At 46.4% G+C, this 25,212-nt stretch carries 21 protein-coding genes; 9 read left to right on the forward strand and 12 right to left on the reverse strand.

Features of this window, described 5'->3' with window-relative positions; genetic code table 11:
* Nucleotides 1–2 precede the first annotated feature (2 nt).
* The 5 genes from RDN79_RS16745 to RDN79_RS16765 all read left to right on the forward strand — a co-directional run bounded on the left by RDN79_RS16745 (nucleotide 3) and on the right by RDN79_RS16765 (nucleotide 7,583).
* A complete protein-coding gene (locus tag RDN79_RS16745; protein ID WP_308573290.1) occupies nucleotides 3–455 on the forward strand; it encodes a hypothetical protein in 453 nt (150 codons plus the stop codon).
* 526 nt (nucleotides 456–981) lie between these two features.
* Nucleotides 982–2,253 carry a phosphoglycerate kinase gene (pgk, locus tag RDN79_RS16750; RefSeq protein WP_298552359.1) on the forward strand — a complete coding sequence of 424 codons (1,272 nt, stop codon included), beginning with the start codon at nucleotides 982–984 and terminating at the stop codon, nucleotides 2,251–2,253.
* A gap of 272 nt (nucleotides 2,254–2,525) precedes the next feature.
* On the forward strand, nucleotides 2,526–4,007 hold the full coding sequence (proS, locus tag RDN79_RS16755) for a proline--tRNA ligase (RefSeq protein WP_298552357.1): 1,482 nt from the start codon (nucleotides 2,526–2,528) through the stop codon (nucleotides 4,005–4,007).
* Between the two features lie 150 nt (nucleotides 4,008–4,157).
* Nucleotides 4,158–5,717: a DUF4435 domain-containing protein gene (locus RDN79_RS16760; protein WP_298552355.1), complete on the forward strand. Its 1,560-nt coding sequence runs from the start codon at nucleotides 4,158–4,160 to the stop codon at nucleotides 5,715–5,717.
* Between the two features lie 99 nt (nucleotides 5,718–5,816).
* Complete coding sequence (locus RDN79_RS16765) at nucleotides 5,817–7,583, forward strand: glycosyltransferase family 39 protein (protein WP_298552353.1); 1,767 nt, start codon at nucleotides 5,817–5,819, stop codon at nucleotides 7,581–7,583.
* On the opposite strand, the gene RDN79_RS16770 is transcribed toward RDN79_RS16765, so the two are convergent.
* The 3 genes from RDN79_RS16770 to RDN79_RS16780 all read right to left on the reverse strand — a co-directional run bounded on the left by RDN79_RS16770 (nucleotide 7,584) and on the right by RDN79_RS16780 (nucleotide 11,294).
* Nucleotides 7,584–8,924, reverse strand: coding sequence for a Gfo/Idh/MocA family oxidoreductase (locus RDN79_RS16770; protein ID WP_298552351.1), 1,341 nt, complete (start codon nucleotides 8,922–8,924; stop codon nucleotides 7,584–7,586).
* Between the two features lie 20 nt (nucleotides 8,925–8,944).
* The gene (locus tag RDN79_RS16775) at nucleotides 8,945–10,324 is read right to left on the reverse strand and encodes a DUF1080 domain-containing protein (RefSeq protein WP_298552349.1); all 1,380 of its coding nucleotides are present in this window, start codon (nucleotides 10,322–10,324) and stop codon (nucleotides 8,945–8,947) included.
* Nucleotides 10,325–10,439: 115 nt separating this feature from the next.
* Entirely contained in the window at nucleotides 10,440–11,294 is an 855-nt protein-coding gene (locus RDN79_RS16780) for a sugar phosphate isomerase/epimerase (RefSeq protein ID WP_298552347.1), read from the reverse strand.
* Between the two features lie 96 nt (nucleotides 11,295–11,390).
* Between RDN79_RS16780 and RDN79_RS16785 the strand changes: the two genes are divergently transcribed.
* Nucleotides 11,391–12,035, forward strand: coding sequence for an HAD family phosphatase (locus RDN79_RS16785; RefSeq protein ID WP_298552345.1), 645 nt, complete (start codon nucleotides 11,391–11,393; stop codon nucleotides 12,033–12,035).
* A gap of 67 nt (nucleotides 12,036–12,102) precedes the next feature.
* On the opposite strand, the gene RDN79_RS16790 is transcribed toward RDN79_RS16785, so the two are convergent.
* The 7 genes from RDN79_RS16790 to RDN79_RS16820 form a co-directional block, all read right to left on the reverse strand.
* Nucleotides 12,103–12,573: an outer membrane beta-barrel protein gene (locus RDN79_RS16790; protein ID WP_298552342.1), complete on the reverse strand. Its 471-nt coding sequence runs from the start codon at nucleotides 12,571–12,573 to the stop codon at nucleotides 12,103–12,105.
* 64 nt (nucleotides 12,574–12,637) lie between these two features.
* Nucleotides 12,638–14,278 (reverse strand): dipeptidase, encoded by a 1,641-nt coding sequence (locus tag RDN79_RS16795; RefSeq protein ID WP_298552340.1) that lies wholly within the window; start codon nucleotides 14,276–14,278, stop codon nucleotides 12,638–12,640.
* An 11-nt stretch (nucleotides 14,279–14,289) separates the two neighbouring features.
* Nucleotides 14,290–15,699: a sodium:proton antiporter NhaD gene (gene nhaD / locus RDN79_RS16800; RefSeq protein ID WP_298552338.1), complete on the reverse strand. Its 1,410-nt coding sequence runs from the start codon at nucleotides 15,697–15,699 to the stop codon at nucleotides 14,290–14,292.
* Between the two features lie 158 nt (nucleotides 15,700–15,857).
* Nucleotides 15,858–16,694, reverse strand: coding sequence for a deoxyribonuclease IV (gene nfo, locus RDN79_RS16805; protein WP_298552336.1), 837 nt, complete (start codon nucleotides 16,692–16,694; stop codon nucleotides 15,858–15,860).
* Between the two features lie 21 nt (nucleotides 16,695–16,715).
* The gene (locus RDN79_RS16810; protein ID WP_008147783.1) at nucleotides 16,716–17,189 is read right to left on the reverse strand and encodes a PaaI family thioesterase; all 474 of its coding nucleotides are present in this window, start codon (nucleotides 17,187–17,189) and stop codon (nucleotides 16,716–16,718) included.
* A 68-nt stretch (nucleotides 17,190–17,257) separates the two neighbouring features.
* Nucleotides 17,258–17,734, reverse strand: coding sequence for a DUF456 domain-containing protein (locus tag RDN79_RS16815; protein ID WP_298552332.1), 477 nt, complete (start codon nucleotides 17,732–17,734; stop codon nucleotides 17,258–17,260).
* 59 nt (nucleotides 17,735–17,793) lie between these two features.
* Nucleotides 17,794–19,125, reverse strand: coding sequence for a PhoH family protein (locus RDN79_RS16820; protein ID WP_298552330.1), 1,332 nt, complete (start codon nucleotides 19,123–19,125; stop codon nucleotides 17,794–17,796).
* 234 nt (nucleotides 19,126–19,359) lie between these two features.
* Between RDN79_RS16820 and RDN79_RS16825 the strand changes: the two genes are divergently transcribed.
* The 3 genes from RDN79_RS16825 (at nucleotide 19,360) to RDN79_RS16835 (ending at nucleotide 23,310) form a co-directional block, all read left to right on the forward strand.
* Nucleotides 19,360–20,574, forward strand: a complete 1,215-nt coding sequence (locus tag RDN79_RS16825) for a hypothetical protein (RefSeq protein ID WP_298552328.1) — start codon at nucleotides 19,360–19,362, stop codon at nucleotides 20,572–20,574.
* Nucleotides 20,575–20,677: 103 nt separating this feature from the next.
* A complete protein-coding gene (locus RDN79_RS16830) occupies nucleotides 20,678–21,874 on the forward strand; it encodes a hypothetical protein (protein WP_298552327.1) in 1,197 nt (398 codons plus the stop codon).
* A gap of 227 nt (nucleotides 21,875–22,101) precedes the next feature.
* On the forward strand, nucleotides 22,102–23,310 hold the full coding sequence (locus RDN79_RS16835; RefSeq protein ID WP_298552325.1) for a DUF4861 domain-containing protein: 1,209 nt from the start codon (nucleotides 22,102–22,104) through the stop codon (nucleotides 23,308–23,310).
* 102 nt (nucleotides 23,311–23,412) lie between these two features.
* On the opposite strand, the gene RDN79_RS16840 is transcribed toward RDN79_RS16835, so the two are convergent.
* Together RDN79_RS16840 and RDN79_RS16845 are read right to left on the reverse strand one after the other, a co-directional pair.
* The gene (locus tag RDN79_RS16840; RefSeq protein WP_298552323.1) at nucleotides 23,413–23,793 is read right to left on the reverse strand and encodes an L-rhamnose mutarotase; all 381 of its coding nucleotides are present in this window, start codon (nucleotides 23,791–23,793) and stop codon (nucleotides 23,413–23,415) included.
* A 22-nt stretch (nucleotides 23,794–23,815) separates the two neighbouring features.
* Nucleotides 23,816–25,212 (reverse strand): M3 family metallopeptidase (locus RDN79_RS16845; RefSeq protein ID WP_308573293.1); only part of this gene is annotated, 1,397 nt, incomplete at its 5' end.

Here is a 25,212-nt window from a genome sequence, read left to right on the forward strand (position 1 = left end):
AAATCCAATTAAACGAGCACAACAAACAGGAATATCCTCCTATGCATACGGCTGAACATATTTTGAACCAGACAATGGTTCGTATGTTCGGTTGTCCCCGTTCGAAGAATGCGCATATAGAACGGAAAAAGAGCAAATGCGACTACGAGTTGCAGGAAGAACCGACCGCCGAAATGATGGAAGAGGTGGAACGCCGGATAAATGAGGTGATCGACCGGCATCTGCCGGTTACAATCGAATTTGTGCCGAAAGCGGAAGCCGGAAAGATCGTCGATCTCAGCAAGTTGCCGGAAGACGCAAGCGAAACGTTGCGCATTGTCCGCATCGGAGACTATGACGCTTGCGCGTGTATCGGAGCGCATGTCAACAACACGTCTGAAATCGGACATTTCAAAATGCTGACATACGATTATGCCGACGGACGGCTGCGCCTGCGTTTCAAACTGACCGAATGACCTTTAGCGACCTATAGCTCCACAGCCGGACAACTTGCCTTGGGAACACCTTATTCCTGCACCTGACAGGCCGGAAAGGTATTCCCAAGACACCTCGCCGCCCTACTCCGATTTGCGTCAAGAAAATACAATATCCCCTCCCGAAACAAGCATATCGCATAAATACATAAGCCACAACAATATACAAGAAACTCCTGTTTGTTAAAAAATATTACCCTTGCGGGAAATTTGAATTATATGGGGTACAAAATCGAATTAGACGCGGTAGTAGTTTCGATTTGGACCAATGACTTTTTTAAGAATAAGACAATAAGGGAAACGGTCAAATGGACAAAACCGATTCCGAACAAAGCGCAAAACGGACGACTTCCTCTATTCAAAGCATCCATGCAGAAACTGCAGAGCAGGGATGTTTTTTATTTATGCCGATAATTTATAGAACTTGAAACAACGAAATAGAATATTTTTGTGTAAGTTTGCGTCCGCTAAGCAGGATATTTTAATACAGAACTTAAATATAAGAGTTATGCAATCAATTGACAATTTCAATTTTGCCGGCAAAAAGGCATTTGTAAGAGTTGACTTCAACGTTCCCCTGGACGAAAACTTCAACATCACAGACGACACTCGTATCCGTGCCGCCCTTCCTACTCTGAAAAAGATTTTGGCAGACGGTGGTAGTGTAATCATCGGTTCTCACCTGGGACGTCCGAAAGGCGTTACTGACAAATATTCACTGAAGCACATCCTGAAACACGTTTCCGAACTGCTGGGTGTCGATGTTCAGTTTGCTAACGACTGTATCGGCGAAGAAGCCGGCGCCAAGGCCGCTGCTCTGCAGCCGGGCGAAGCATTGTTGCTTGAAAACCTCCGTTTCTATGCTGAAGAAGAAGGCAAGCCGAGAGGTTTGGCTGAAGATGCTACGGACGAAGAAAAGAAAGCTGCCAAGAAAGCCGTTAAGGAAAGCCAGAAAGAATTTACAAAAAGATTGGCCTCTTATGCCGACTGCTATGTAAATGACGCATTCGGTACGGCTCACCGTGCTCACGCTTCTACGGCACTGATCGCCGATTATTTCGACACCGACCACAAGATGTTCGGCTACCTGATGGAAAAAGAAGTAAAAGCTGTCGAAAAGGTATTGAACGACATCGCTCGTCCGTTTACTGCGATCATGGGCGGTTCCAAGGTCTCCTCGAAGATCGAGATCATCGAAAACCTGTTGAACAAGGTAGACAACCTGATCATCACCGGCGGTATGACTTATACATTCACGAAGGCTATGGGTGGCAAGATCGGCAAATCGATCTGCGAAGACGACAAGCTGGATCTGGCTCTCGACCTGATGAAGAAAGCAAAAGAAAAAGGTGTAAACCTGGTATTGGCCGTTGACGCCAAGATCGCCGACGATTTCAGCAACGATGCCAAGACCGCTTATGCGAACGTAAACGAAATCCCTGACGGATGGGAAGGCCTTGACATCGGTCCGAAGACGATCGCTCTTTATGCCGAAGTGATCAAGAACTCCAAGACGATCCTATGGAACGGTCCTACGGGCGTATTCGAATTCGAAAACTTCACAGACGGTTCCCGCGCAGTCGGCGAAGCGATCGTTGAAGCAACCAAGAACGGCGCTTTCTCATTAGTAGGTGGCGGCGACTCCGTAGCTTGTGTCAACAAGTTCGGTCTGGCAAGCGGCGTTTCTTACGTTTCTACCGGTGGCGGCGCTCTGCTGGAAGCTATCGAAGGCAAAGTCCTTCCGGGTATCGCTGCCGTTAAGGGCGAAGCATACAAATAAGAATAATTCTTATCCACAAATAAAAGGCCGCTTCTTTCGGGGAACGGCCTTTTTTGTTCCATACAATTTTATGCTTGTCTGTACGTCCTAAAAAAGAATAAACATCCGGAATTGCTGGAACGATACCAAAAAGAAGCATTTAAGGAACATATGGAAATTGTAGGCAAATATTTGCAAGCGATCAAGCAGCAGGAATAATAAGTACAAATATTTTTGTACCTTTGCGCGTCATAATTGGAATCAATAGAAAAAACATATAGAATTATAAGGAAATGGCAAAAGAGCTGAAAGAACTGACTCCGAGAAGTGTGAACTACTCGCAGTGGTACCAGGATCTGGTAATCAAAGCGGATCTGGCGGAAAACTCCGCCGTACGCGGCTGTATGGTGATCAAGCCTTACGGATATGCGATTTGGGAAAAGATGCAACGTATCCTCGACGATATGTTCAAGGAAACAGGTCACGTAAACGCTTACTTCCCCTTGCTGATCCCGAAATCATTCCTGAGCAAGGAAGCCGAACATGTGGAAGGCTTCGCCAAAGAATGTGCCGTTGTCACGCATTATCGTCTGAAAACAAACCACGACGGTACAGGTGTCGTAGTCGACCCGGCCGCCAAGCTGGAAGAAGAACTGATTATCCGTCCGACATCCGAGACAATTATCTGGAACACCTATCGCAACTGGATCCAGTCTTACCGCGACCTGCCTATTCTTTGTAACCAGTGGGCAAACGTGATGCGCTGGGAAATGCGTACCCGCCTCTTCCTCCGTACCGCAGAATTCCTGTGGCAGGAAGGACATACCGCCCACGCGACACGCGAAGAAGCCGAAATCGAAGCAAAAAAGATGCAGGAAGTATATGCCGACTTTGCCGAAAACTATATGGCGATGCCGGTCATCAAAGGTGTCAAGTCGGCAAGCGAACGTTTCGCCGGTGCATTGGACACCTATACGATCGAAGCGATGATGCAGGACGGAAAAGCGCTGCAAGCCGGTACTTCCCACTTCTTGGGACAGAACTTCGGCAAGGCATTCGACGTTACCTTTATCGACAAGAACGGAAAGAGCGACTACGCCTGGGCCACTTCATGGGGGGTTTCAACCCGCCTGATCGGCGCCCTGATCATGTCCCATTCCGACGACAACGGTCTGGTATTGCCGCCTCACCTCGCTCCTATCCAGGTGGTCATCATCCCGATCTACCGCAGCGAAGAGCAGTTGGCGCAGATCAGCGAAAAGGTAAACGGCATCGTTGCCAAGCTGAAAGCGTTGGGCATCTCCGTCAAGTTCGACGATGCCGACAACAAGAAGCCGGGATGGAAGTTCGCCGAATACGAACTGAAAGGCGTTCCCGTACGTCTGGCTATGGGCGGACGCGACCTGGAGAACAATACGATCGAAGTGATGCGTCGCGATACGCTGGAAAAAGAAACCGTGACTTGCGACAACATCGAAACATACGTTCAGAACCTGCTGGAAGAAATCCAGAAGAACATCTTCCGGAAAGCGCTCGACCACCGCACGGAAAAGACGATTACAGTCGACACCTACGAAGAGTTTAAGGAAAAGATCGAAGAAGGCTACTTCATCATGGCTCACTGGGACGGAACGCCCGAAACGGAAGAACTGGTGAAGAACGAGACGAAAGCCACGATCCGCTGTATTCCGCTGGACGGCGACAAGACTCCGGGCAAGTGCATGGTGACGGGCCAACCTTCCGCACAGCGCGTATTGTTCGCACGAGCCTACTAAACCGTCCGTACATACGGAAGAAAATAAAGTTCCATAGGCATGAAACTCTTGTTCCGTGCCTATGGAACTTTTGTTTCATGCCTACGAAACTTTTGTTTCCCGCCTATGAAATTTTTATTTACCTTTGGGGAAACTAATTGGAGACCTGTTATGGATTTAATTCTTCCTACCAATCAAAATACTTCAGCCCCCGTTGCCCTCGACACGAAAGTGCTGGTCGTAATCGGGGTTAACGGAGCCGGTAAAAGCTCCTTCGGCAGAAACTTGCACCAACGCTACGCCGGGCAAAGCGTATGGATATCCGGAATGCATTCCCTCTTCCTTAGCAGCGAAGAGAACAAGGCTCCGGCGGACGGCAACGAACTGGCCAGGCTCCAGTCCATGATTGCGGAACGGCTTTTCATGCCGCGCATGTCTGAATATGAAAAGCTGATCCTGCACCTGCAAACCGAAGAATTCGAAGCTGCCGTCCAGTATAAGGAAGAAAGCAAGCTGACACCCGACCTATTGCCGCCGGTCACCAAGATAGACCGCATCCAGACGATTTGGGAGAAGATGTTCCCGCATAACCGCCTCGTACGCAAATCGGGCTTTATTGAACTGGCCTCCACCAGCATCGACGGAGACTCTTATACGGCCGGCCGGATGAGCGACGGCGAAAAGCTGGTGTTCTATCTGATAGGCGCCGTGCTCTGTGCTCCCGACAATGCGTTGTTAATCATTGAAGAGCCGGAAGTCCTGCTCCACGACTCCATCAAAAATCCTTTGTGGGACGAGATAGAAGCCATGCGCCCGGATTGCACATACGTGTATCTGACGCACGACATCGACTTCGCCGCCTCCCGCGACAACAGCAAGCGCCTCTGGATACGTTCTTACAATGGGGACGCCCGGATATGGGACTACGAACTGATCGAAAACAACGACAGCTTCCCGGAAGAGGTCTATATGGAGATCTTAGGCAGCCGCAAACCGATCCTGTTCATCGAAGGGACCGACTCCAACAGCATAGACAGCCGCCTCTACCCGCTTATCTTCCCCGACTACAAGGTAAAACCGATGGGAGGTTGCCAGAAGGTAATCGAAACGACAAAGGCTTTCGCCCAGCTGAAAGATTTCCATACGCTGGATTCCAAAGGGATCGTCGACCGTGACCGTCGCACGGAAGGAGAAATCGCTTACCTGCGCGAACAACATATCTATGTTCCCAACGTTGCCGAAGTCGAAAACCTGCTGATGCTGGAGCCTGTTATCAAGACCGTTGCCGGCCGGCTGATGAAAGATCCCGAGCAGGTCTTCAACCAGGTCAAAGAAAACGTGATCAGACTTTTCCTGAAGGACCTCGAAAGCCAGGTTCTGCTTCATGCCCGCCACCGCGTACAGAAGAAGTTGGAAACGGCTCTGAACCGGAAGATGAGTACGGTGGACGAACTGACCGAACATGTGGAAAGCATCCGCGACACCGTACATGTAGACGAAATATATGCGGGAATCAAGGAGAAATTCATTCAGTTTGCCGAAACCGGAGATTACAAAAACATCCTTCGCGTCTACAATCAGAAAGGGATGTTGCCTCAGTCCCAGCTCTGCAAATATTGCGGCATCAGCAATAAGGAGAGTTATTTAAACCTCATCCTCTCCATTCTGAAAGAGAATAAAGAAGATGCGGATATCATCCGGCTTTCCATCAAAGAATGTTTAGGAACATAAAAAAGTTTCCCGAAATGAACAAAAAGTCCGTAAAAAGTCGTTCTTTTGTAGTTTAGAAAATATATTCAATGGGGCGGAAGCTCCTTACCGATTTAAACTATGCGCACACCTACTCTTCAATATCTTTATCTGCAAAAGCCGGTAACGATGGTTATCGTCATTTGCATAATCTCTGTCCTTCCCTGGATCGGAGTGGGAGATTTTTCGACTAAAGGAGAACCCCGCGAAGCGGCGGTTGCCGTTTCCATGCTCGAAACCGGCAACTGGGTCTTGCCACAGGTCTATGCGAACGAATTTGCATATAAGCCGCCATTGGCACATTGGCTGATGGCAGTCGCCTCCTTGCCGCAGGGGTATGTTTCCGAGTTCACTTCCCGCCTGCCGTCTGCGCTGGCCTTTATCACGCTGATCGGCTTCACGCTGGTTTTCTTTGGCAAGCGATTGCGGTTCCAGCAGGCGTTCATCGCCACGCTATTGCTCATCACCTGTATCGAGATACACCGGGCAGCCATGACCACGCGTGTGGATATGCTGCTGACGACCTTTATGGTGATCGGGCTTTACCAGCTATACCGATGGGAAGACAAGCTGGAACTGAAAGGAGTTCCGATCGCCGTTCCCGCTTTATTGGGATGTGCCGTACTGACGAAAGGGCCTGTGGGGATTATCCTGCCGCTGTTTGTCTTCGGCGTCTATCTGCTGATGCTTCGTAAATACTCTTATTTAGAGATATTCAAAGCGCTTCTTTATGCCGGCATTTCTTCTATGTTCCTGCCCTTATTGTGGTATGTTGCTGCCTGGAAACAGGGTGGCGATGCATTCCTGAACGTGGTGCTGGCAGAGAATCTCGGACGTTTCTTCCACCTCAGCACGCCTGATATCCATTACAATTTAGGGCACGAAAACGGAGTCTGGTACAACTTCATGACATTGGCTGCGGGATTTGTACCCTGGACGATCTTCTTCTTTTTCTCTTTATTCGGATTAAAACTGCACAAGCCGGAAAAGTCGGCGAAAGAGATACTGGCCGATGTCTGGAATAGGATCCGGTCGATGGAAAAAGAAAAACTGTTCAGCTTGGTAGCATTGGTTTGTATCATTTTCTTCTATTCGATACCTTCCAGTAAACGAAGTGTCTATCTGATGCCGGCCTATCCGTTTATCGCTATTTTCCTGGCTCAATATACTTTATATATTACGGAATACCGGACGAAAGTAACCCGCGTATTCGCCGCTTTCATGGCTTCCGTCACAGCCGTTGTCATGATCGCCGTCGGCCTGACAATGGCCGGAGCAATCGATCCTGTCAAGATCGCAAGCCAGTACACAAGCCGCCAATCGACACTGGAAACGGTCGAGTTGGTGTCGAATATGTTCGCGTATCCCTGCGGGCTGACAATTTGTATCCTGATAGTCCTTTTGGCTATTCTGGCGACTGTCTATTATCAGATGTTCAAGAAGATCAACATTAAGATCCTGTATGCGACGATAGCATTGGCCTTTGCCATTAACTTGCTGATCGACGGGGTTGTCATGCGCGGCATACGCCAGGGAAGTTCCGCCCGTCCTTTTGCCGAGCAGGTCCAGAAAGAATATCCGTTGGATGATATGAATATGTATGTGATGAATGATCTGAAGACATACGCCAATCTTTACGGGCTGAACTTCTATTTAGGTAACAAGTTCCATAACTTCGGGCAGGAACAGCCGGTAAGCGGCTTTATATTCTGCACGGTGAAAGACTTGGAAACGATCCAAAAAAATTATGGAGATAAGTACACATTCAGTCTACTTACCTCCACAAAGAATGTTATCGCTGACGTACGTCAAAGAATCGTACTGTGCAGCTTTTTACAGAACGAATAATCAATATTTAAAGACTTTGCCGCCGGCAAGCACTTCCTGCCTTGCTTCATCGAATGTCGCTTTTTCCCCTGTACGAAGGGAAGCAGTACACATGATGTTGGCAATGGAATGATTATAACCGGCATCTACCGGAGCATTCGGTTGCTTGCGGCTCTTCACGCATTCCATCCAGTTACGCATGTGCAGGTTTGTCATCGGATCGGCTCCTGTATTGGAACCCGTTTCCACCTTGATAGAAGGCAATTCGAATTCTTCCAACAGGTTCGGTTGCATGCCCATTTCATCAGCGAAACGTTTGGTCAATCCACCTTCCGATGTCACTTTATTCGTATCCAGATTCAACGTACCACCATTAGAGAAGTACAATTCTTTTGTTCCGCCTGCCGAGTTATGCATACGGGAGGAATAGACCACTTGGAAATTCTCACCGGCTTTCCCATAATCGAACACAGCCGTCATCGTGTCATAACTGCGGCGTCCGTCATTCCATTGATAGATTCCGCCATTGGCAGCTACACTATTCGGGTGGTTACAGCCGGTAAACCAGTGCACCGTATCGATCTGATGTGACATCCACTGACCGGGAATGCCGGAAGAATACGGCCAGAACAGGCGATATTCCAAATATTTACGCGGGTCCCATTCTTCGTACGGACGATTCAGCAGGAAACGCTTCCAGTCAGTATCCTTCTCAAAACATTGTGCAACCAAAGCCGGACGGCGCCAGCGTCCGGGCTGGTTAACGTTCCAGCACATTTCCACCATCGTGATCTTACCGAACTTACCGGAACGGATAAAGTCGTTAGCAGCATGATAATTGGGCGCCGAACGGCGTTGGGAACCAATCTGCACGATCTTTCCACTTTCCAACACAGCTTTGCGGGCGGCACGGGCATCCTCCATCGTTTCAGCAAAAGGTTTCTCTACATAAGCATCACATCCGGCTTGAACCGCTTCGATGCAATGCAAGGCGTGCTGGAAGTCGGAAGTGGCAACGATCACGGCATCGCACATTTTTGCGTCATACAGTTCTTCGTTGTTACGGAAGGCTTTCACTTTCTTTCCATATTTCTCCTGGAAGAAAGCAACGCCTTCTTCTCTGCGCCGTTTCCAGATGTCGGAAATAGCGACGATTTCAAATCCCAACTCGTCGGCACAAGCCATAAAAGCAGGAATCAGAGAATGGCGGGCACGGTCTGAAAAGCCGACGATACCCACACGAATCTTCTCGTTTGCGCCCATTATGTTAGCGTAACTCTCTGTGCTGAACCCCAGTCCGCCAATAGTCAGACCGGCTGCGCCTAAAGCGCTGTGTTTAAGGAAATCTCTACGTGTTGTCATGGTTCCTATTTTTTAGTAAACTATTTGAGTTCTCTAATCTTGATATTCCGGAAAGAAACTTCGTCCCAGTGATCCTGCAAAAGGATATGACCTTTATCGGCAGTACCGAAACCACCGAATTCATTATATTCTTTCTTAGCAAACTTGCTGCCCTTCACGACTTCCAGGAATGCATCCGATGCCCAATCATACTCAAGGGTCTTAAAGCCGTTCATCCAATGTTCGACATGTTTGTTTGGGAATACTTTGATAACTCCCTTGTTCCACTGTCCGACACCATTGAAGCGTTTGTTTTTCGCAGGGATAATATCGTACAAGCTGGAAACCGTACGGCTACCGGGATAAGTCGTGTACAGTTTGGCATCCGGATGCAGCTTGTCATCCAACACCTGGTATTCCGGGCCAATCACAAAACCTTTATTCTTCTCGCTTTCCTGGATTAAATATTTCATACCGCTATTTGCACCTTCCGTCAATTTGAACTCAAAGCTCAGTTCAAATGCACCAAACTCATCGACAGTCAGGATATCGCCGCCTCTTTTACCCTCCGGACCGCCATTCTTCATAACAGTCAGTTCGCCATTTTCGATCTTCCATCCGTTTTCCGGGAATGCTTCCTGTCCGGCACCACGCCATCCGTTAGAAGTCTTGCCATCGAACAACAGTTTCCAACCGGCCGCTTTTTCCGTTTCGGTCAGCGTGTTCGGAATACAGTTCACTTCCGGTGCCAGTTGGCCCTGCATACGCTCGGCTTCCAGATTTTCCGTCTTAATACGGATATTACGCCACCAAATTTCCTTGCCCTCTTTAGACATATCTTTACCGATTCCATGAACCTGGAAAGCGATAAAGCCCTTCGGAGTCATGTCGTCTACCAAATTGGCTGTATTCACACCGTTCAACCAGATACGAATGCTGTTACCGATAGCTTCAATCCGATACTTATTCCAGTCATCTCTTTTGTAAGCAGCGCGACCGGCATCATTATCCGTCAAAGGAACCAGCCAGCCACGGCGTGCTTCATCATAAACACCACCGCTCCAGGCACGGTCGGACGGGTCTATTTCACACTGATAACCGTGTACACGCCCATTCTGATAATCCGGCAAACTCTCGCTACGGAACTGCACTCCGGAGTTTAAGCTCGGATCGCACTTCACTTCAAATTCCAGAATGAAATCGCCATAATCCAACTCTGTTGCCATAAAACTATTCGGTTGGCCAGAGACGGATTTACCGACCAAACAACCGTCTTCCACACGGTAAGGGGCTTCTCCGTTCAACTGCTTGAAGCCGGTAAGGTCCTTACCATTAAACAACTTCTGCCATCCGTCGTTAGGTTGGCAGGCACCACACAGCAAAGTCAGAGACAAAGCTGCTAAATTCAAATACGCTTTCATTTGCTTTTTCTGATACTATATTAGTTAGACAATCAATTTCCTTTCGTTAAAAAACATGTGTACGTGCACAAAGATATAAGTTTTTACACTTCCACAACATTAAATCTCAAAAAAGTCAATAAGATTTATGAATTTGTTCTTTAATTGCAGCAACCGAAGCCGCCAATTGATTATCCATATTCTCCCATTTACATTCAATAGAGAGCGCCCCGGCGTATCCGGCATCGTGCAAAGCCTTAAAAAACGGCGTAAAATCATCTCCTTTCACTCCCGGAGCCGACCGGATCTCCTTTTCCGCGATATGGCAATGCTTCAGCCATTTACCGGCATCGATAAGCGCCCCGGCATCTTCATTTTCACGCAACATGTGGAAGAAGTCCGCCAATACGCCCAAATTAGGATGATTGACCGCTTCGGCTATTTCCGTTCCTTCGCGTACCGTATTGATAAAATTGGTTTCCGAACTTTGTAAAGGCTCGATCACGATACAGACATCATGGCCGGCCGCATACTCGGCAAGTTTCCGGCATAAGGCAGCAAATTGCCCGACAGCCTCTTCCCTGCTGAAACCGTCAGGAATATTGCGGGCACTTCCACTTCCCAGCACCAGAACCTTAACCCCGGCTTCCTGCGCACGCCTGATCGCAATCTTTCCATATTCCATAATCTTATCCAGGCAAACATCCGGCCCGGTCAGCCGGAGATCTCCGGGGAAAAAACTGTTTCCAGAATATAGCGGCAATACGGCATCTCTTGCCTCCTTCAAATTCGCGGCAAAAACACTGTCCGGTTTATCCGGCACCAAAAAAGAACGGATGCCGATCTCCACATACGAACAACCGGCTTGTTTCAATAAAGAAGCTTTATTCACAGAGGTACAAACACCAATACGGTCTGCCAATGACTGTGCCTGTGAGAAGGGTACAAAACAAAATAAAGCAACAACGAGGATAACAAATCGTGTCTTCATGGTCTAACGATTTTTGTGATTTTACGCAAATGTAACTAATTATACTCCAATAAGAAGTATATTTGCATTCAAATTATTATAAATGAATGGATTTTTATGAAACAACAGTTTATGAAGACTGCCTTTTTTGATTTCGACGGTGTGGTTGTAGACACAGAACCTATTTACGATATTTACTGGAACGAAGCGGGAGAACGCTACCAGACAGGAATTCCCAATTTCGCATCCCATATCAAAGGGACGACATTACCTTATATATTGGAGAAGTATTTTTCCGACCGATCTGAAGAATTTAAGGAAATGGTAACCCGCGAATCAATGGAATTCGAACAGCAGATGCCTTTTCCACCGGTTCCGGGTGCGATGGAGTTTATCCATCTTCTGAAAAGCAAAGATGTAAAAGTCGGTTTGGTCACCAGCTCCGACGATGCCAAACTAAAACGGGCCTTCCGCCTTTTGAAACTCGACAATCTGTTCGATACGGTCGTGAGCGCCGACCGGATCACAAAAGGGAAACCTGATCCGATGTGTTATTTGCTTGCCGCCTCCGACCTGCATGTATCACCTTCCGACAGTCTGGTTTTTGAAGATTCTTTTGCCGGAATACAGGCCGGGACCAATGCAGGTATGCGGGTTATCGGACTTAGTACGACCAATACCGAAGAGTCTTTAAAAGACAAGGTCTATCAGGTCATACCCGATTTCCAAAACATTACGTTCGAAGAATACGAACGGTGGTAGAACGGATATAAAAATAAAAAGGGGATGTGCCGCCACTCCCCTTCTTATTGTACAAAAATCCGGTTACTTAAAAATTATATCCGACACGGACAGCCAACGCTGCGGCATCCAAATCCTTTATAATATTATACTTGGCTTCCAAGCCGACAGAAACCCGATCTGTCGCATACACTTCACCTCCCAAGCCGATATTGGCTCCAAAACGAGTTGCATCCCAAGGACCTGCTTTCCAAAACGAAAGGCTTAAGCCTGCCAACGGATAAAAACCGAACATCTCACTCAATTTAAATACATAATGAGCATTCATATCGATTGCCCATGCACTTAACCCATCATTCTTTACTAAATGAGTAATAGACGGGGTCAAACGAAACGCATCCGTTACACAATAACGATAATCGATGCCTAAAGTAGCATTGCCGACATCATTAAAGTTGTAACCTAAGTTGAAACCGAATGAAGATTGACCCTGCTGTGTCTGTGCATACGCACCTATACTAAACAGCGTCAACATCAACATAACAATTAATTTTTTCATACTTTTCTTATTTAGTTCAACAATATCTATCGCCAAATATAGTATTTTTTCCTATAAAGGCATATTATTTTACTTTTAATTTATCACCTGCGCTCTTTACAATACTACGGTAATAGTTTTCATCGTAGCCGGGGAAATCCGGATATTCGGATAATCCGTAACCATTCTGTTTGAATTGACCGTTTTCCTCCTTCTTCACATTACCGTCCATATATTTGACTAACAGGTATTCTCCCAATTTTTTCCAACGGGCCGTTGCCTGGTCGGCAGTCGTAGAACTGAACCAAGTGAGGAACCTGACCGCTTCCGCCGGATCCTTGGTATACAATTCCATTGCCGCCTTATCGATAGCCGGAACTGTCTGTTGATAACCGCTCTCCAACTCCTGCTGAACCGGACGGATATCCTGAATCATATAGCTATATTTACCATACGCCATATTAGCCACCCAGTTATGGATCCAGAAAGCGGATGTCCAGGAGAAATTCATCATATCACCATTTCCGACGCGATAACATTCGGGAGAAGCTGTCACCGAACAATAGACAGGCGTAAAGACAGCCATATCCGCATCATCCACACCGAACCAAAGAATACCACCGACAGCATCCGGCAACCAGTTACGCATCTGCGGAACAATCACAAAACCGGTCTGTTGCGTAGCAATAGCACGCTCGTTCGTATATTCTTGGCCGTCCACTTCGAAAGTCATCGGACGCCAACGATACGGAACCTTGTAAGGACCGGCACCGGCATCCTTCGTCATATCCAGATCCGTACCTTCAAAATGGTCGCGCATGCCGTTCTGCACATCCTGAACAGACAGCAAACGATCAGGCTTGACATACAAAGGCATCGGCTTCTTCGTCACATCGCCCTTGATCAGGTCTGCATATTGATCCATCGATTTATCGTATTTGCGGAAGAAAGACCATACACGGGCTTCACAACCACGCAAAGAGCCGAAATCATACGGACAATAGGCTTTCTGGAAGCTGAAATCCTTATCTTTCCCACTGAAATAACCTTTTTCACGAGCAAAAGAGACAACATCTGGTGAATAGATGCAGTTCTCCTTGTCATCAAACGGGATCTGCTGGATACGGGATTGGTTGGCATGAGCCGAAATACAATCGTCCGGAATACGGATAGCTACCCAGACAGCCCCTTTATTGCCAGGGCCTTTACCAATCATTTCCATCACCCAGGCTTCGTTCTTATCGGCAATAGAGAATGTTTCCCCACTGCTATAGTAGCCATAATCCTTAACCAGCCCGGTCATGACCTGGATAGCCTCCCGCGCCGTCTTGGAACGTTGCAAAGCGACATAAATCAGACTGCCGTAGTCCATGATACCAGTCGTGTCGACCAACTCGGAACGGCCCCCGAAAGTGCTTTCCGTAATCGCAACCTGATGTTCATTCATATTACCGACCACAGAATAGGTCTGTTCCACCTGCGGGATCTGTCCCAGCGGTTTATGGGTATCCCACTCGATGATATCCAGCATTGCCCCTTTCGGCCAGGTAGCTGCCGGCCAGCGATACAGTTCCCCATATAACGTATGTGAATCCGCCGCATAACTGATCATAACGGAACCGTCGACCGAGGCTTTCTTTCCTACCAGCAGTCCTGTGCATGCAAGAGCTTCCATTCCGGAAAGCATTACGGCACAGACTGCCATCAAAATCCATGTTTTTCTCATATAAATAAAGTTTATGTAAATAATAATATATATACGCCGGCACCGCAGCAATAGCCAATCAGTGCCAGAATTGAAAATCGTTTGGTATAATACATAAAATCGATCTTTTCCAGTCCCATTACCGTTACACCGGTCGCAGAACCGATAATCAGGATACTGCCACCGGTTACGGCACAGTAGGCCAGGAACGTCCAAAAACCTCCGTCCGACACGAAGAATTGGGCATAAGGAGCCAGATTAGCCGCATCCGGCACAATCGGATACATACCCATTGTTGCCGCCACCAAAGCCACGTTGTCCACACAGGAAGACAAAACACCGATCACGAAACTGATCAGATAAGGTTCATGCACATGCTTATCCAGGAAAGCGGACATCAAGCCCAACTGGCCGGAGGTTTCCAAGGCTCCTACCGCCATCAGGATACCCAGGAAGAAAAAGATCGTCGACAGGTCGATGTTCGGAAGCAACTGGGAGATACGCAATTTATCGGATTCGTGCATATGCAGTTTGCTATACATAATATCCGTATAAAACCACAGGATCACCAAGCCCAGCAAAACACCTAAGAAAGGCGGAAGATTCGTCAACATCTGAAAGACCGGCACCAATGCCAGCGAAAGAACACCGATCACAAAGATCACCCGGCGTGAATGATTCGGAATCTCCGGTGTATATTCATCGGCCATTTCCTCCTCGCTCATCACACGCAAAGTCGCATCCTTCTTAAACAACCAGAAATTGGCAATCGTCAGCGGCACAAGCAAGTTTATCAATGCCGGGAGGAACACGTGCGAAATCTGGTGCATCGCCGTGACATTCTTGCCCACCCAAAGCAGAATGGTCGTCACATCACCGATCGGAGACCATGAACCACCTGCATTCGCCGCAATAATCACCATACAAGCATATTTCAAACGATCCGTCCGGTCCGGAACCAATTTTCGCAACACGGCCATAATCACGATAGCAGCTGCCAGGTTGTCCAACAAGGCGGAAAAGAAGAAAGTGGCAAAACTTATATACCACAATAATTTCCTTTTATTGGCAGTACGGATATATCCGGTAACAGCCCGGAAACCACCATGCTTATCCACGATATCGACAATCAGCATGGAGCACATGACAAAGAAAAGCGTTTCGGCTACATTCCCTAAATGATAAACAATCGAACGGTTTGTAATAAATGTAATAAACTGATCTTTCAGAGGGGCATTTGCCATTTCCGGATTTTGAGTCAGAAACTCCTGGAACAAAGGACTGGAGCGTTCGACGAAAATGTCATAGGCGTCAAACATCAATATCATCCATAGTGATATTGCCATAAACAGAGCTATCGCAGCTTTATTTATCTTTATCTTATCTTCCAATGCGATTGCAAGAATCCCTAAGACAAAGATGACAGGCATTAAAATAAACATAGCACAATATATTTAAATTTGTTATCAAATCACAAAAGAGAGGCTTTTTCACCTCAAACTCTTGCGCGTTTTAAAAAAGCATTATACATTTGGGCTTTCATAGTTAAGGTTTTGGTTAAATAGAAAGGAGTGATCTGAGAAGACCGCTCCTTTCGCTTTTATATAGAATACAGATATTCAATCTCTTCCGCCCAAATAGACTCATCCGGCGTTTCGAGAATTAAAGGAATGTTATCAAACCGGGGATCTTCCATCAGCATCTTAAATGTAGTCAGCCCCATCACTCCTTTCCCAATACTGTCATGGCGGTCCACACGGGTAGCCAGATCTTTCTTGGAATCGTTTACATGCATGCCGCGCAGATAAGAAAAACCGATTACTTCATCAAAATGGCGGAATGTTTCCGTAAAACCTTCGACAGTCTTGATATCATAGCCTGCTGCCAACGTATGGGCAGTATCTATACACACTCCGACACGGGATTTATCTTCCACTTTGTCAATAATGTAAGCAAGTTGCTCGAAGGTATATCCTAAATTGGTTCCCTGTCCAGCTGTATTTTCCAATACGGCACATACACCCGAAGTCTGGTCCAACGCCCAGTTGACCGAATCGGCTATACGCGTCAGACAATCCTCCACATCCATCTGGTTCAGATGGCTTCCGGGATGGAAATTCAGACGATCCAGTCCCAGTTGCTCACAACGCTGCATCTCATCCAGGAAAGCATCCCGTGACTTCTGCAAACCATCTGCTTCCGGATGTCCCAGATTGATCAGATAGCTGTCATGCGGAAGAATATGCTCCGCCGCATAACCAAATTCCTCACAACGTTCTTTAAAAAGGGAAATGCTCTTTTTCGTCAGTGGAGAAGATTTCCATTGGCGCTGGTTACGGGTAAACAAGGCAAAGGCCTTCGCCCCGATCGCATTCGCATTCACCGGAGCATTCTCAACTCCACCAGATGCCGACACATGTGCTCCAATATACTTCATTTGTTATTTATGTTTTATTGTTCATTCACCTTCTGCTTTGCATCCTGCAAAATGAAATTTTTCCGTCGCCTGTTCCTGTGTGACTATAAAATAGACCAGATCGGCACGCGTACATAATTCATCTTGTGAATTATAGATTTCCGTTTCGATAAAGATTGCATTTCGTTTACGGTCTTTGATGCGTCCCCGAATTGTCAGCCGGGGTTCGCGGGTAGAAAGACTTTTCAGAAAGCGGGCATCCAGGCGTGAGGTCATACCCGAAGTCTGTAACTTCCTAAGCACCACCCAACCGGCCAATTCGTCCATCAAGGTTGTCAGGATTCCGCCATGCAACGTGTTCAACCAGCCCTGATAATGGGCTTCCGGCTCCCAATAAGCCACAATATCGTCACCGTCCTCATAAAACTCCATATGAAGTCCCATCGGGTTACTCGGAGCACAGCCAAAACACATATATCCATCCAATCCCTCCCAGGGATTAATAATCTTTTTCATATTTGATAATTATTTGCCACAGCCCTATTAATCTACAAAGATAACAAAAAATGGAGAAATAAAGTTTATTAAAATAGCGCCGCAACAAAGCAGTAGATAAAATAGCCGCAAACCGACACTTTCATCACCACACTGAACAGAAAACCGACAAAAGCCCCTAATCCCGCTTTAAAAGCTTCGGCAGACTTCTTTCCCCCAAGCAACTCGCCGATGACGGCCCCTGCAAACGGACCGATCAACACACCCCAGGGTGGAAAGACGAAAAGACCGGCAATGGTTCCGATCATACATCCCCGATTCCCCCATTTACCACCTCCACTGTATTTTGTGCCCAACATGGGCGTCACATAATCCATCACCTGGACAATTATGACCAGAAAAGCCCATAAAATCAAATGTGTAGTACTAAAATGGATTTTGTCCGTAAAGTGCAAAAGCAACAAACCCACATAAGAAACAGGCGGACCGGGCAATACAGGCAAAAAACAACCTGCCAGCCCGGCCAGCAAACAAAGTATCCCTAAAATAATAAGAAGGATATCCATATAGTTCTATTTTAGCTGTATGAGTATTCGTGTACACCTCCTTTTCAATATTTCTTTTATCAGAGCAAATCGGAAGCTAATTCAGACAATTGGCTACGTTCGCCTTTGATCAGATTGATATGGGCAAACAGTTCCTGCCCTTTCATTTTATCAACCATATAAGCGAGGCCATTACTCTGTGCATCCAGATAAGGAGAATCGATCTGCTGGATATCCCCGGTAAATACCATTTTCGTTCCCTCTCCTGCACGGGTGATAATCGTTTTAATTTCATGCGGAGTCAGGTTCTGCGCCTCATCGATGATACAGAACGTTTCCGAAAGGCTTCGACCGCGGATGAAGGCCAATGCTTCAATCACAAGTTGCCCGTTCTTTTGCAAATCATCTATCTTGCGGGCATCCGATCCACCGGGTGCAAACTGCCCCTTAATCACATTCAGGTTATCAAACAAAGGCTGCATATAAGGAGCCACCTTCTGCTTCTCATCACCAGGCAGGAATCCTAAGTCCTTATTCGCCAAAGCGACGATAGGACGTGCCAGCAGAATCTGCTTATAAACATTCGCCTGCTTCAAAGCAGAAGCCAAAGCCAGCAAAGTTTTGCCGGTTCCGGCCTTTCCTGTCAGCCCGATAAGTTTCACATCCGGATCATTCAGCACTTCGAAAGCAAAACTCTGTTCCGCATTGCGAGGCTGAATACCATAATTACTGCCTTTGTCTACTTTCTTAAATTTATTGGTAAATGGATTATAACGAGCCAAGACAGAATTACGCACGCTCTTCAGGATAAAACATTCGTTCGGGTCCAGTTTCGACTTTATATCGAACAGATCGGCATCAATACCCTCAGACGAAGCATACATTTTATCAATCAGATCCGGATCTATATTTTCGTAAGTATCTTGTGCACGTTCGAAAATGTCTACATTAATAACCTTGTCGGTTATATAATCTTCCACTTCGATACCCAACGAACGCGCTTTCATACGCAGGTTCACATCTTTTGTCACCAGAATGGTTTTTACCTTCCGGTCTTTTTCCGCCTCGGCAACCGACAACGTACATGACAAAATACGATGGTCCGCGGTCTTTTCCGGGAACGACTGATAAATCTTTTCCTGATATTTGTCACCGGTCACCACATGCAAAGTACCTTTACCCGGTCCAAGCGAGGCTCCCTTTAAAAAGAGATCGTTGCTGGTCAACGTATCCAACTCGCGTACGAACTCGCGGGCGTTGTAGTTAATCTGGTCGCTCCCCTTTTTAAACTTATCCAACTCTTCCAACACGACGATCGGAAGATAAATATCATTCTCCTGAAAGTTCTCAATACACTTGTAATCGTGCAATATGACATTCGTGTCAAGCACAAAATTCTTCTTTGCTCCCATGATCTTTCGATTTAATGATTATCTAAATTATCTATAGCTAAACCTTCTTTTCATCAATCTTTGGCCCCGACTCTCATCAAAAGGCTTCTTTACAAAGATACACTATTATATGAATCAGCATTCTTCAAAACAAAATCTTTTTTAGGTTATAATGAATTATACTTTATATTTGAGCATAATATTATCGGGACAAGTACATTATTTACGTACTTTTGTAACGTTAAAATTAAATCCATGAAAAAATTGTTCATTATCCTCGCTTGTTTAGGTATCATCCTTCAACATTCCGAAGCATGTACTTCTATCATCATCTCCGGCAAGGCGACACCGGACGGAAGACCGTTAATGTGGAAACACCGTGATACGGGTGTACCTTATAACCATATCGTTTTCATGAACGAAGGCGGATATCGTTTCCTCGGACTTGCCAACAGCGACAGCACTCAAGCGGATGCTATCTGGACAGGTAGCAACGAAACTGGGTTTTCAATTATGAATACTGCGTCTTTCAATCTGAAAGATGACGATATAAAGGATATGGATCAGGAAGGAATGCTTATGAAAAAAGCCCTCGGAACATGCAGGACGATCGCCGACTTTGAGCATTTGTTAGATACACTCCCCCGGCCTTTGCGTGTGGAAGCCAACTTCGGTGTAATCGATGCTTATGGAGGGGCAGCCTATTACGAGACAAACAACGAACGTTACTATAAAAAGGACGTGAACGACCCAGCTCTCGCTCCTGACGGCTATATTATTTACACGAATTTTTCTTTTGAAGGACACAAAGATGCAGGCTTAGGTTATATACGATATGACAATGCCCGGAAAATCTTTAAAGAAATGAAAGCAGAAGGTTTCACGCCCCGTAATATCTTCAGAAAAGCATCCTGCTCTTTTTATAACAGCCTGCTGGATATCGACCTGATGACAGAGGACGGAGATCCGAACCGTCGTTCCGGTTGGTTTGTCGAACAAGACTTTATTCCCCGCTCGGAAAGCACGGCCTCCATCGTCATACAAGGCGTCAAACCCGGAATGAATGCGGAATTGACAACAATGTGGACATCCTTAGGTTATCCTCCCACTTCCATGATGGTCCCTCTATGGGTAAAGATGGGAACAGATCAGCCGGCTCTCACCTCCTATGATGCCAATTATAAAACCGCACCTCTCTGCTTATATGCTTCTAAGTTGAAAGATCGCGTTTATTCCATCCACCGTGGAAACGGACAGAAGTACTTGCACTGGCAACTATTGTGGAATAACAGAAATACCGGTTATATGCAAAAACTCGCTTCCACCAATGATCAAGTATTCGAATTGTTTATTTCAAGACAGGCCGAATGGGAGAAAGACAGGTTAGACACTACACTGATAAAAGAACTGTACCGGGACATGGAGCTAAAAATAAAGGAAACGTATGAGCTACTAACCCATAAGGAGTAGAGACAATTATCACTTCTTAATATATCTATAATAATAACAAGACGGCGCAACCTTTCGATGATCTCAAACATCATTATTGTATCAACACATAAAACATTCAGTTATGAAAACGACACAAGGACTTTGCTTTTTACTCCTTTCGGTTATGATAGGATGCAATGATATAGATTACGAGCATTCCGCCATGGATTCTTTCAGTGCATATCCGGTTATAGGAGATCAATCTATCCGGATAGACCTGAGTAAAACCCCTAAATTTGTCTGCGGAACAGTTGACGGGCCACCAACCGAATACTACGCACCGGATCATTGCGAACTTTATGTCTCCGACAATCCGGACGGACCTTTTGACAAGATCTACACAGCCGGCCAATTGAGCAACGATGGCGACTCCTATACATTCAAGGCAACAAACGGTAAGCCGTATTACATTTATACCTTGTCCCATAAAAAAGGATTCCCTACAATCCAAACTCCGACAATCATGGTTGTTCCCAATCCGCAACCGGTACAACATACCATAATCTCAGTGGCACGACAAGATTATACCTATGGGCAACATATCTCATATAATCCTGTTAAAGGCAAAATCGTTTATTACAATTCCAATTACGAAGATTCTTCTTCGATTTTGTTAACCGATCTCAACGGATCATCTACGGAACAGATTGTAACGGACGGAACCGACCCAAGTTGGGACAGGACAGGAGAGAAAATATTTTTCAAAAACAAAGAAGGGCTGCTTCACCTGTACGACTGCAAAACAAAAGAGATAATGCCTTTTCCAACAGACCATCCTTTGAGATGTAGCAAAGAGGCACTCATATCCCCCAATAATGACCGGCTTCTATATCAGGATGCTTCATTAAAGAACCTACATATATTCAACCTCTCATCCAAGAAAGATACGGTTATCCTGAATCTCAATAAAAATTATGGTCTTTCAAGCTTTTGTTGGATAGACGAGAATGAATACCTTTTCAGTGGAGGACAACAAAACGAGAATATCCACAGAGCCTCCATATCAGGCAAAAGCATCATATCGACTATGACTTCCGATTGGAACGATTATGCACCTTCACTGTCTCCGGACCAACAGAAACTTGCTTTTATTTCAGACCGGTCAGGGAGTCTTCAAGTATGGATTTACGACTATGTTTCTCAATCTTACAGGCAAATAACCGGATACCAGAAAAAAGATTTCACAAATCCCGTTATAATACAAAGCAACATCGAATGGATAGACAACTCGACCATATGCTTTATATTCGACAATCAAATAATCAGGGTGAACCTATAATTTATATTTCTACCGGTTCATACCGCAAGTGCCAACGGAACATTGCAGGCAGAAACAATTCCGGAGCATATGAGCACAAAAAAAGTATAAATAGCTTTTAAACAATAAATCTGCTCAACAAACTGATGGTTACTTTTGAAAACTTAACGAATATTCCCTACTTTTACAACCGGATTTTGAGAAACCGGCATCAACGAATACATTAAAATTAAACACATAACAAATTTATGAAAAAGATTTTCAGCTTATTGTTGGCAGCTTCCGCGTTTGCGTGCACGCAGGAGAAAGTGGTCGAGATAACCATCAACAATCCGTCTGCCACGGACCGCACGAACGAAATCACCGAAATCACTTCAGACGCCGTCGCCAAACTGAAGGGTGAGACATTCGTCATTTCAGACAACACAGGTTCGCAAGTTCCTTACCAGGTAACGTATGACAACAAGATCATTTTCCCGGTTTCCGTTAAAGCCGGTGAAAACGTAACATACAAAATCATGCCTGGAACACCCGAAACGTTCAAAACGATTGCCTGCGGTAAACAATATCCCGAACGTGTGGACGATGTTGCCTGGGAAAACGACCGCATCGCCTTCCGCACCTACGGCCCGGCCTTGCAAGCTACCGGCGAGAAAGCTTATGGTTGCGATATCTGGGTAAAATGCGTATCCGAACCGATCGTCGACATGCGTTACAAAACCGAACTGGATCCGGAAACAAGGGCTAAAATTGCAGAACTGCGCAAGACCGATCCGAAAGCAGCACAGCAGTTGGCCGAATCTGTTTCCTATCATATCGATCATGGTAACGGATTGGATTATTATAAGGTAGGCCCGACGTTAGGTGCCGGAACTTCCGCCCTATTGGTAAACGACTCTATTGTCTATCCATATTGCTACAAAGACTACCAGATTCTGGACAACGGCCCGTTGCGTTTCACGGTAAAACTGGTTTACAATCCGCTGACCGTGAAAGGAAACAATAATGTGATCGAAACCCGCGTGATCTCTCTCGACGCTGGTTCGCAGATGAATAAATTCACCATCACCTACGATAACCTGGCCGAAGCGACTCCTGTTGTGACCGGTATCGTTTTGCATGAACCAAGCGAAGACTACCAGGCCGATGCGACAAAAGGCTACATCGCCTATGCCGATCCCGCTGATCCCGTAAACGGACAAATTTATGTAGCAGCCGTATTCCCGGAAAAGATCAACGAAGCTAAGGCCGTCACATTCTCCGACAAAGAAAAAGCTGAACGCGGCGCAGACGGCCATGTTTTGGCCTATAGCACCTACAACCCCGGTAGTAGCTATACCTATTACAGTGGCGCCGGTTGGAGCAAATGGGGGTTTGAAAACTCCGGCAAATGGTTCGATTATGTACAGAAATTCGCACAGAATCTGAAAGAACCGTTGACTGTAACGATAAAATAAATCCGAATCAAATAAAAAAGAAAAGGGGACATCCGATTTTTTCGATGCCCCCTTTTCTTTTATTCGCCCCTATCTTCCTTAGAAAGATCATCCATTTCGGGATCAATATAAATGGAACATCCGCTCCATCATCCGCCATTTCTCGGCAGAAGTAGCACCCGGACGGGCTACTTGGAAGATAGACATATACGTTTCCCACTCCTCCTGGCGAGGCAAAGCGGCCAACCGCTCAAAAGCCTCGTCCCAGTCAAAATCGAGCGGAGTCTCCACAATCATAAAAAGACGGTTATCCAGGATATAAATCTCCATTTCCAAAATGCCGACACTCCGTAGACCTTGCAGGATCTCCGGCCACGCTTCATCCTCCGTATGCCGCTTCCGATATTCGGCGATCAGTTCGGGATCATCTTTCAGATCCAATGTCTGGCAATACCGTTTTGTCGGCACGCCATATTCCTTCATCTTATATCCAGCCTGTTTCATCTTCTAAAATCCGGTTATGGAATTATTTAAGCCCCCTGTTCTTCAATAAAGGTTCCGTATTCGGCTCCTTGCCGCGGAAATTCTTATACATATCCATCGCATCGTCGATTCCGCCCGGTGTCAGAACATATGTCCGGAATTTGGCCGCCATTTCAGGATTGAAGATATCTCCGGTTTCTTTAAACGCCTCATAAGCATCGGCATCCAGCACTTCCGCCCAGATATAGCTGTAGTAACCGGCCGTGTAGCCGCCGCCCATCGTATGGTTGAAGTAGGTCGTCCGATAACGGGAAGGTATTTGTTTCAGCAAACCCCGGTCACCCAAGACCGCCTTTTCAAACATCATGACATCCGCACCGTCGTGTACTTCCTTCAGGACATGGAAATCCATATCGAGCAAGGAAGCAGCCAGATATTCGGTCGTCGCGAACCCCTGCCCGTATTTGCCGCTCTTATCCAGTTTCTCGATCAGGGCAGCCGGAATGACCTCGCCCGTTTGGTAATGCTTTGCATATACTTTCAGGACCTCCGGTTCGAACACCCAATGTTCCATGATCTGAGACGGCAACTCGACAAAATCGCGGGGAACGCCCGACACTCCGTAATAATGAACATCCTTGAAGAGGTTATGCAGGCCGTGGCCGAACTCATGGAACAATGTCTCCGCTTCGTCGGCACTCAACAGGGCAGGTTGTCCTTCCGCCGGCTGGGAAAAGTTGCACACGATCGTGACAACCGGAGCCAGCCGCTCGCCGTCCTTATAGGTCTGTGAACGATAGGTTCCGCACCAAGCCCCTCCCCTTTTGCTTGCACGCGGGAAGAAATCGAAATACAGGATGCCTAAATGCGTACCGTCCTTATCCTTACATTCGAAAGCCTGCGCTTCGGGATGGGGCAACGGGATATTCCGGACCGGTGTAAAAGTGATACCGTACAATTTACCCGCGACATAGAAAGCACCGTCGCGGACATTATCCAATTTCAGGTAAGGACGCACTTGATTCTCGTCCAGATCGAACTTCGCCTTCTTCGCCTTTTCGAAATAATAACGCCAGTCCCAGCCTTCCGCTTCGAAGTTACCGCCCTCTTTCTTGATTTCGGCATTGATATCGGCCAGTTCCTCTTTGGCCTTCGCAAGGGCAGGCGTCCAGACTTCATTCAGCAAAGCATATACTTTATCCGAAGACTTCGCCATGCGATCCTCCAAAACAAAAGAAGCATAATCGTCATATCCCATCAGTTTAGCCTTTTCCAGGCGTAAGGTAATCAGATCGCGGACCACCTTCTTATTATCGGCCTCATTGCCGTTATTCCCCCGGTTGATATAACCGTTGAAGATTTTCTCACGCAAAGCGCGATTATCCGCATATTGCAGGAAAGGCATCACACTCGGATTATGCAACGTGAAAACCCATTTTC

The sequence above is a fragment of the uncultured Parabacteroides sp. genome (assembly GCF_902493135.1).
GTDB lineage: Bacteria > Bacteroidota > Bacteroidia > Bacteroidales > Tannerellaceae > Parabacteroides.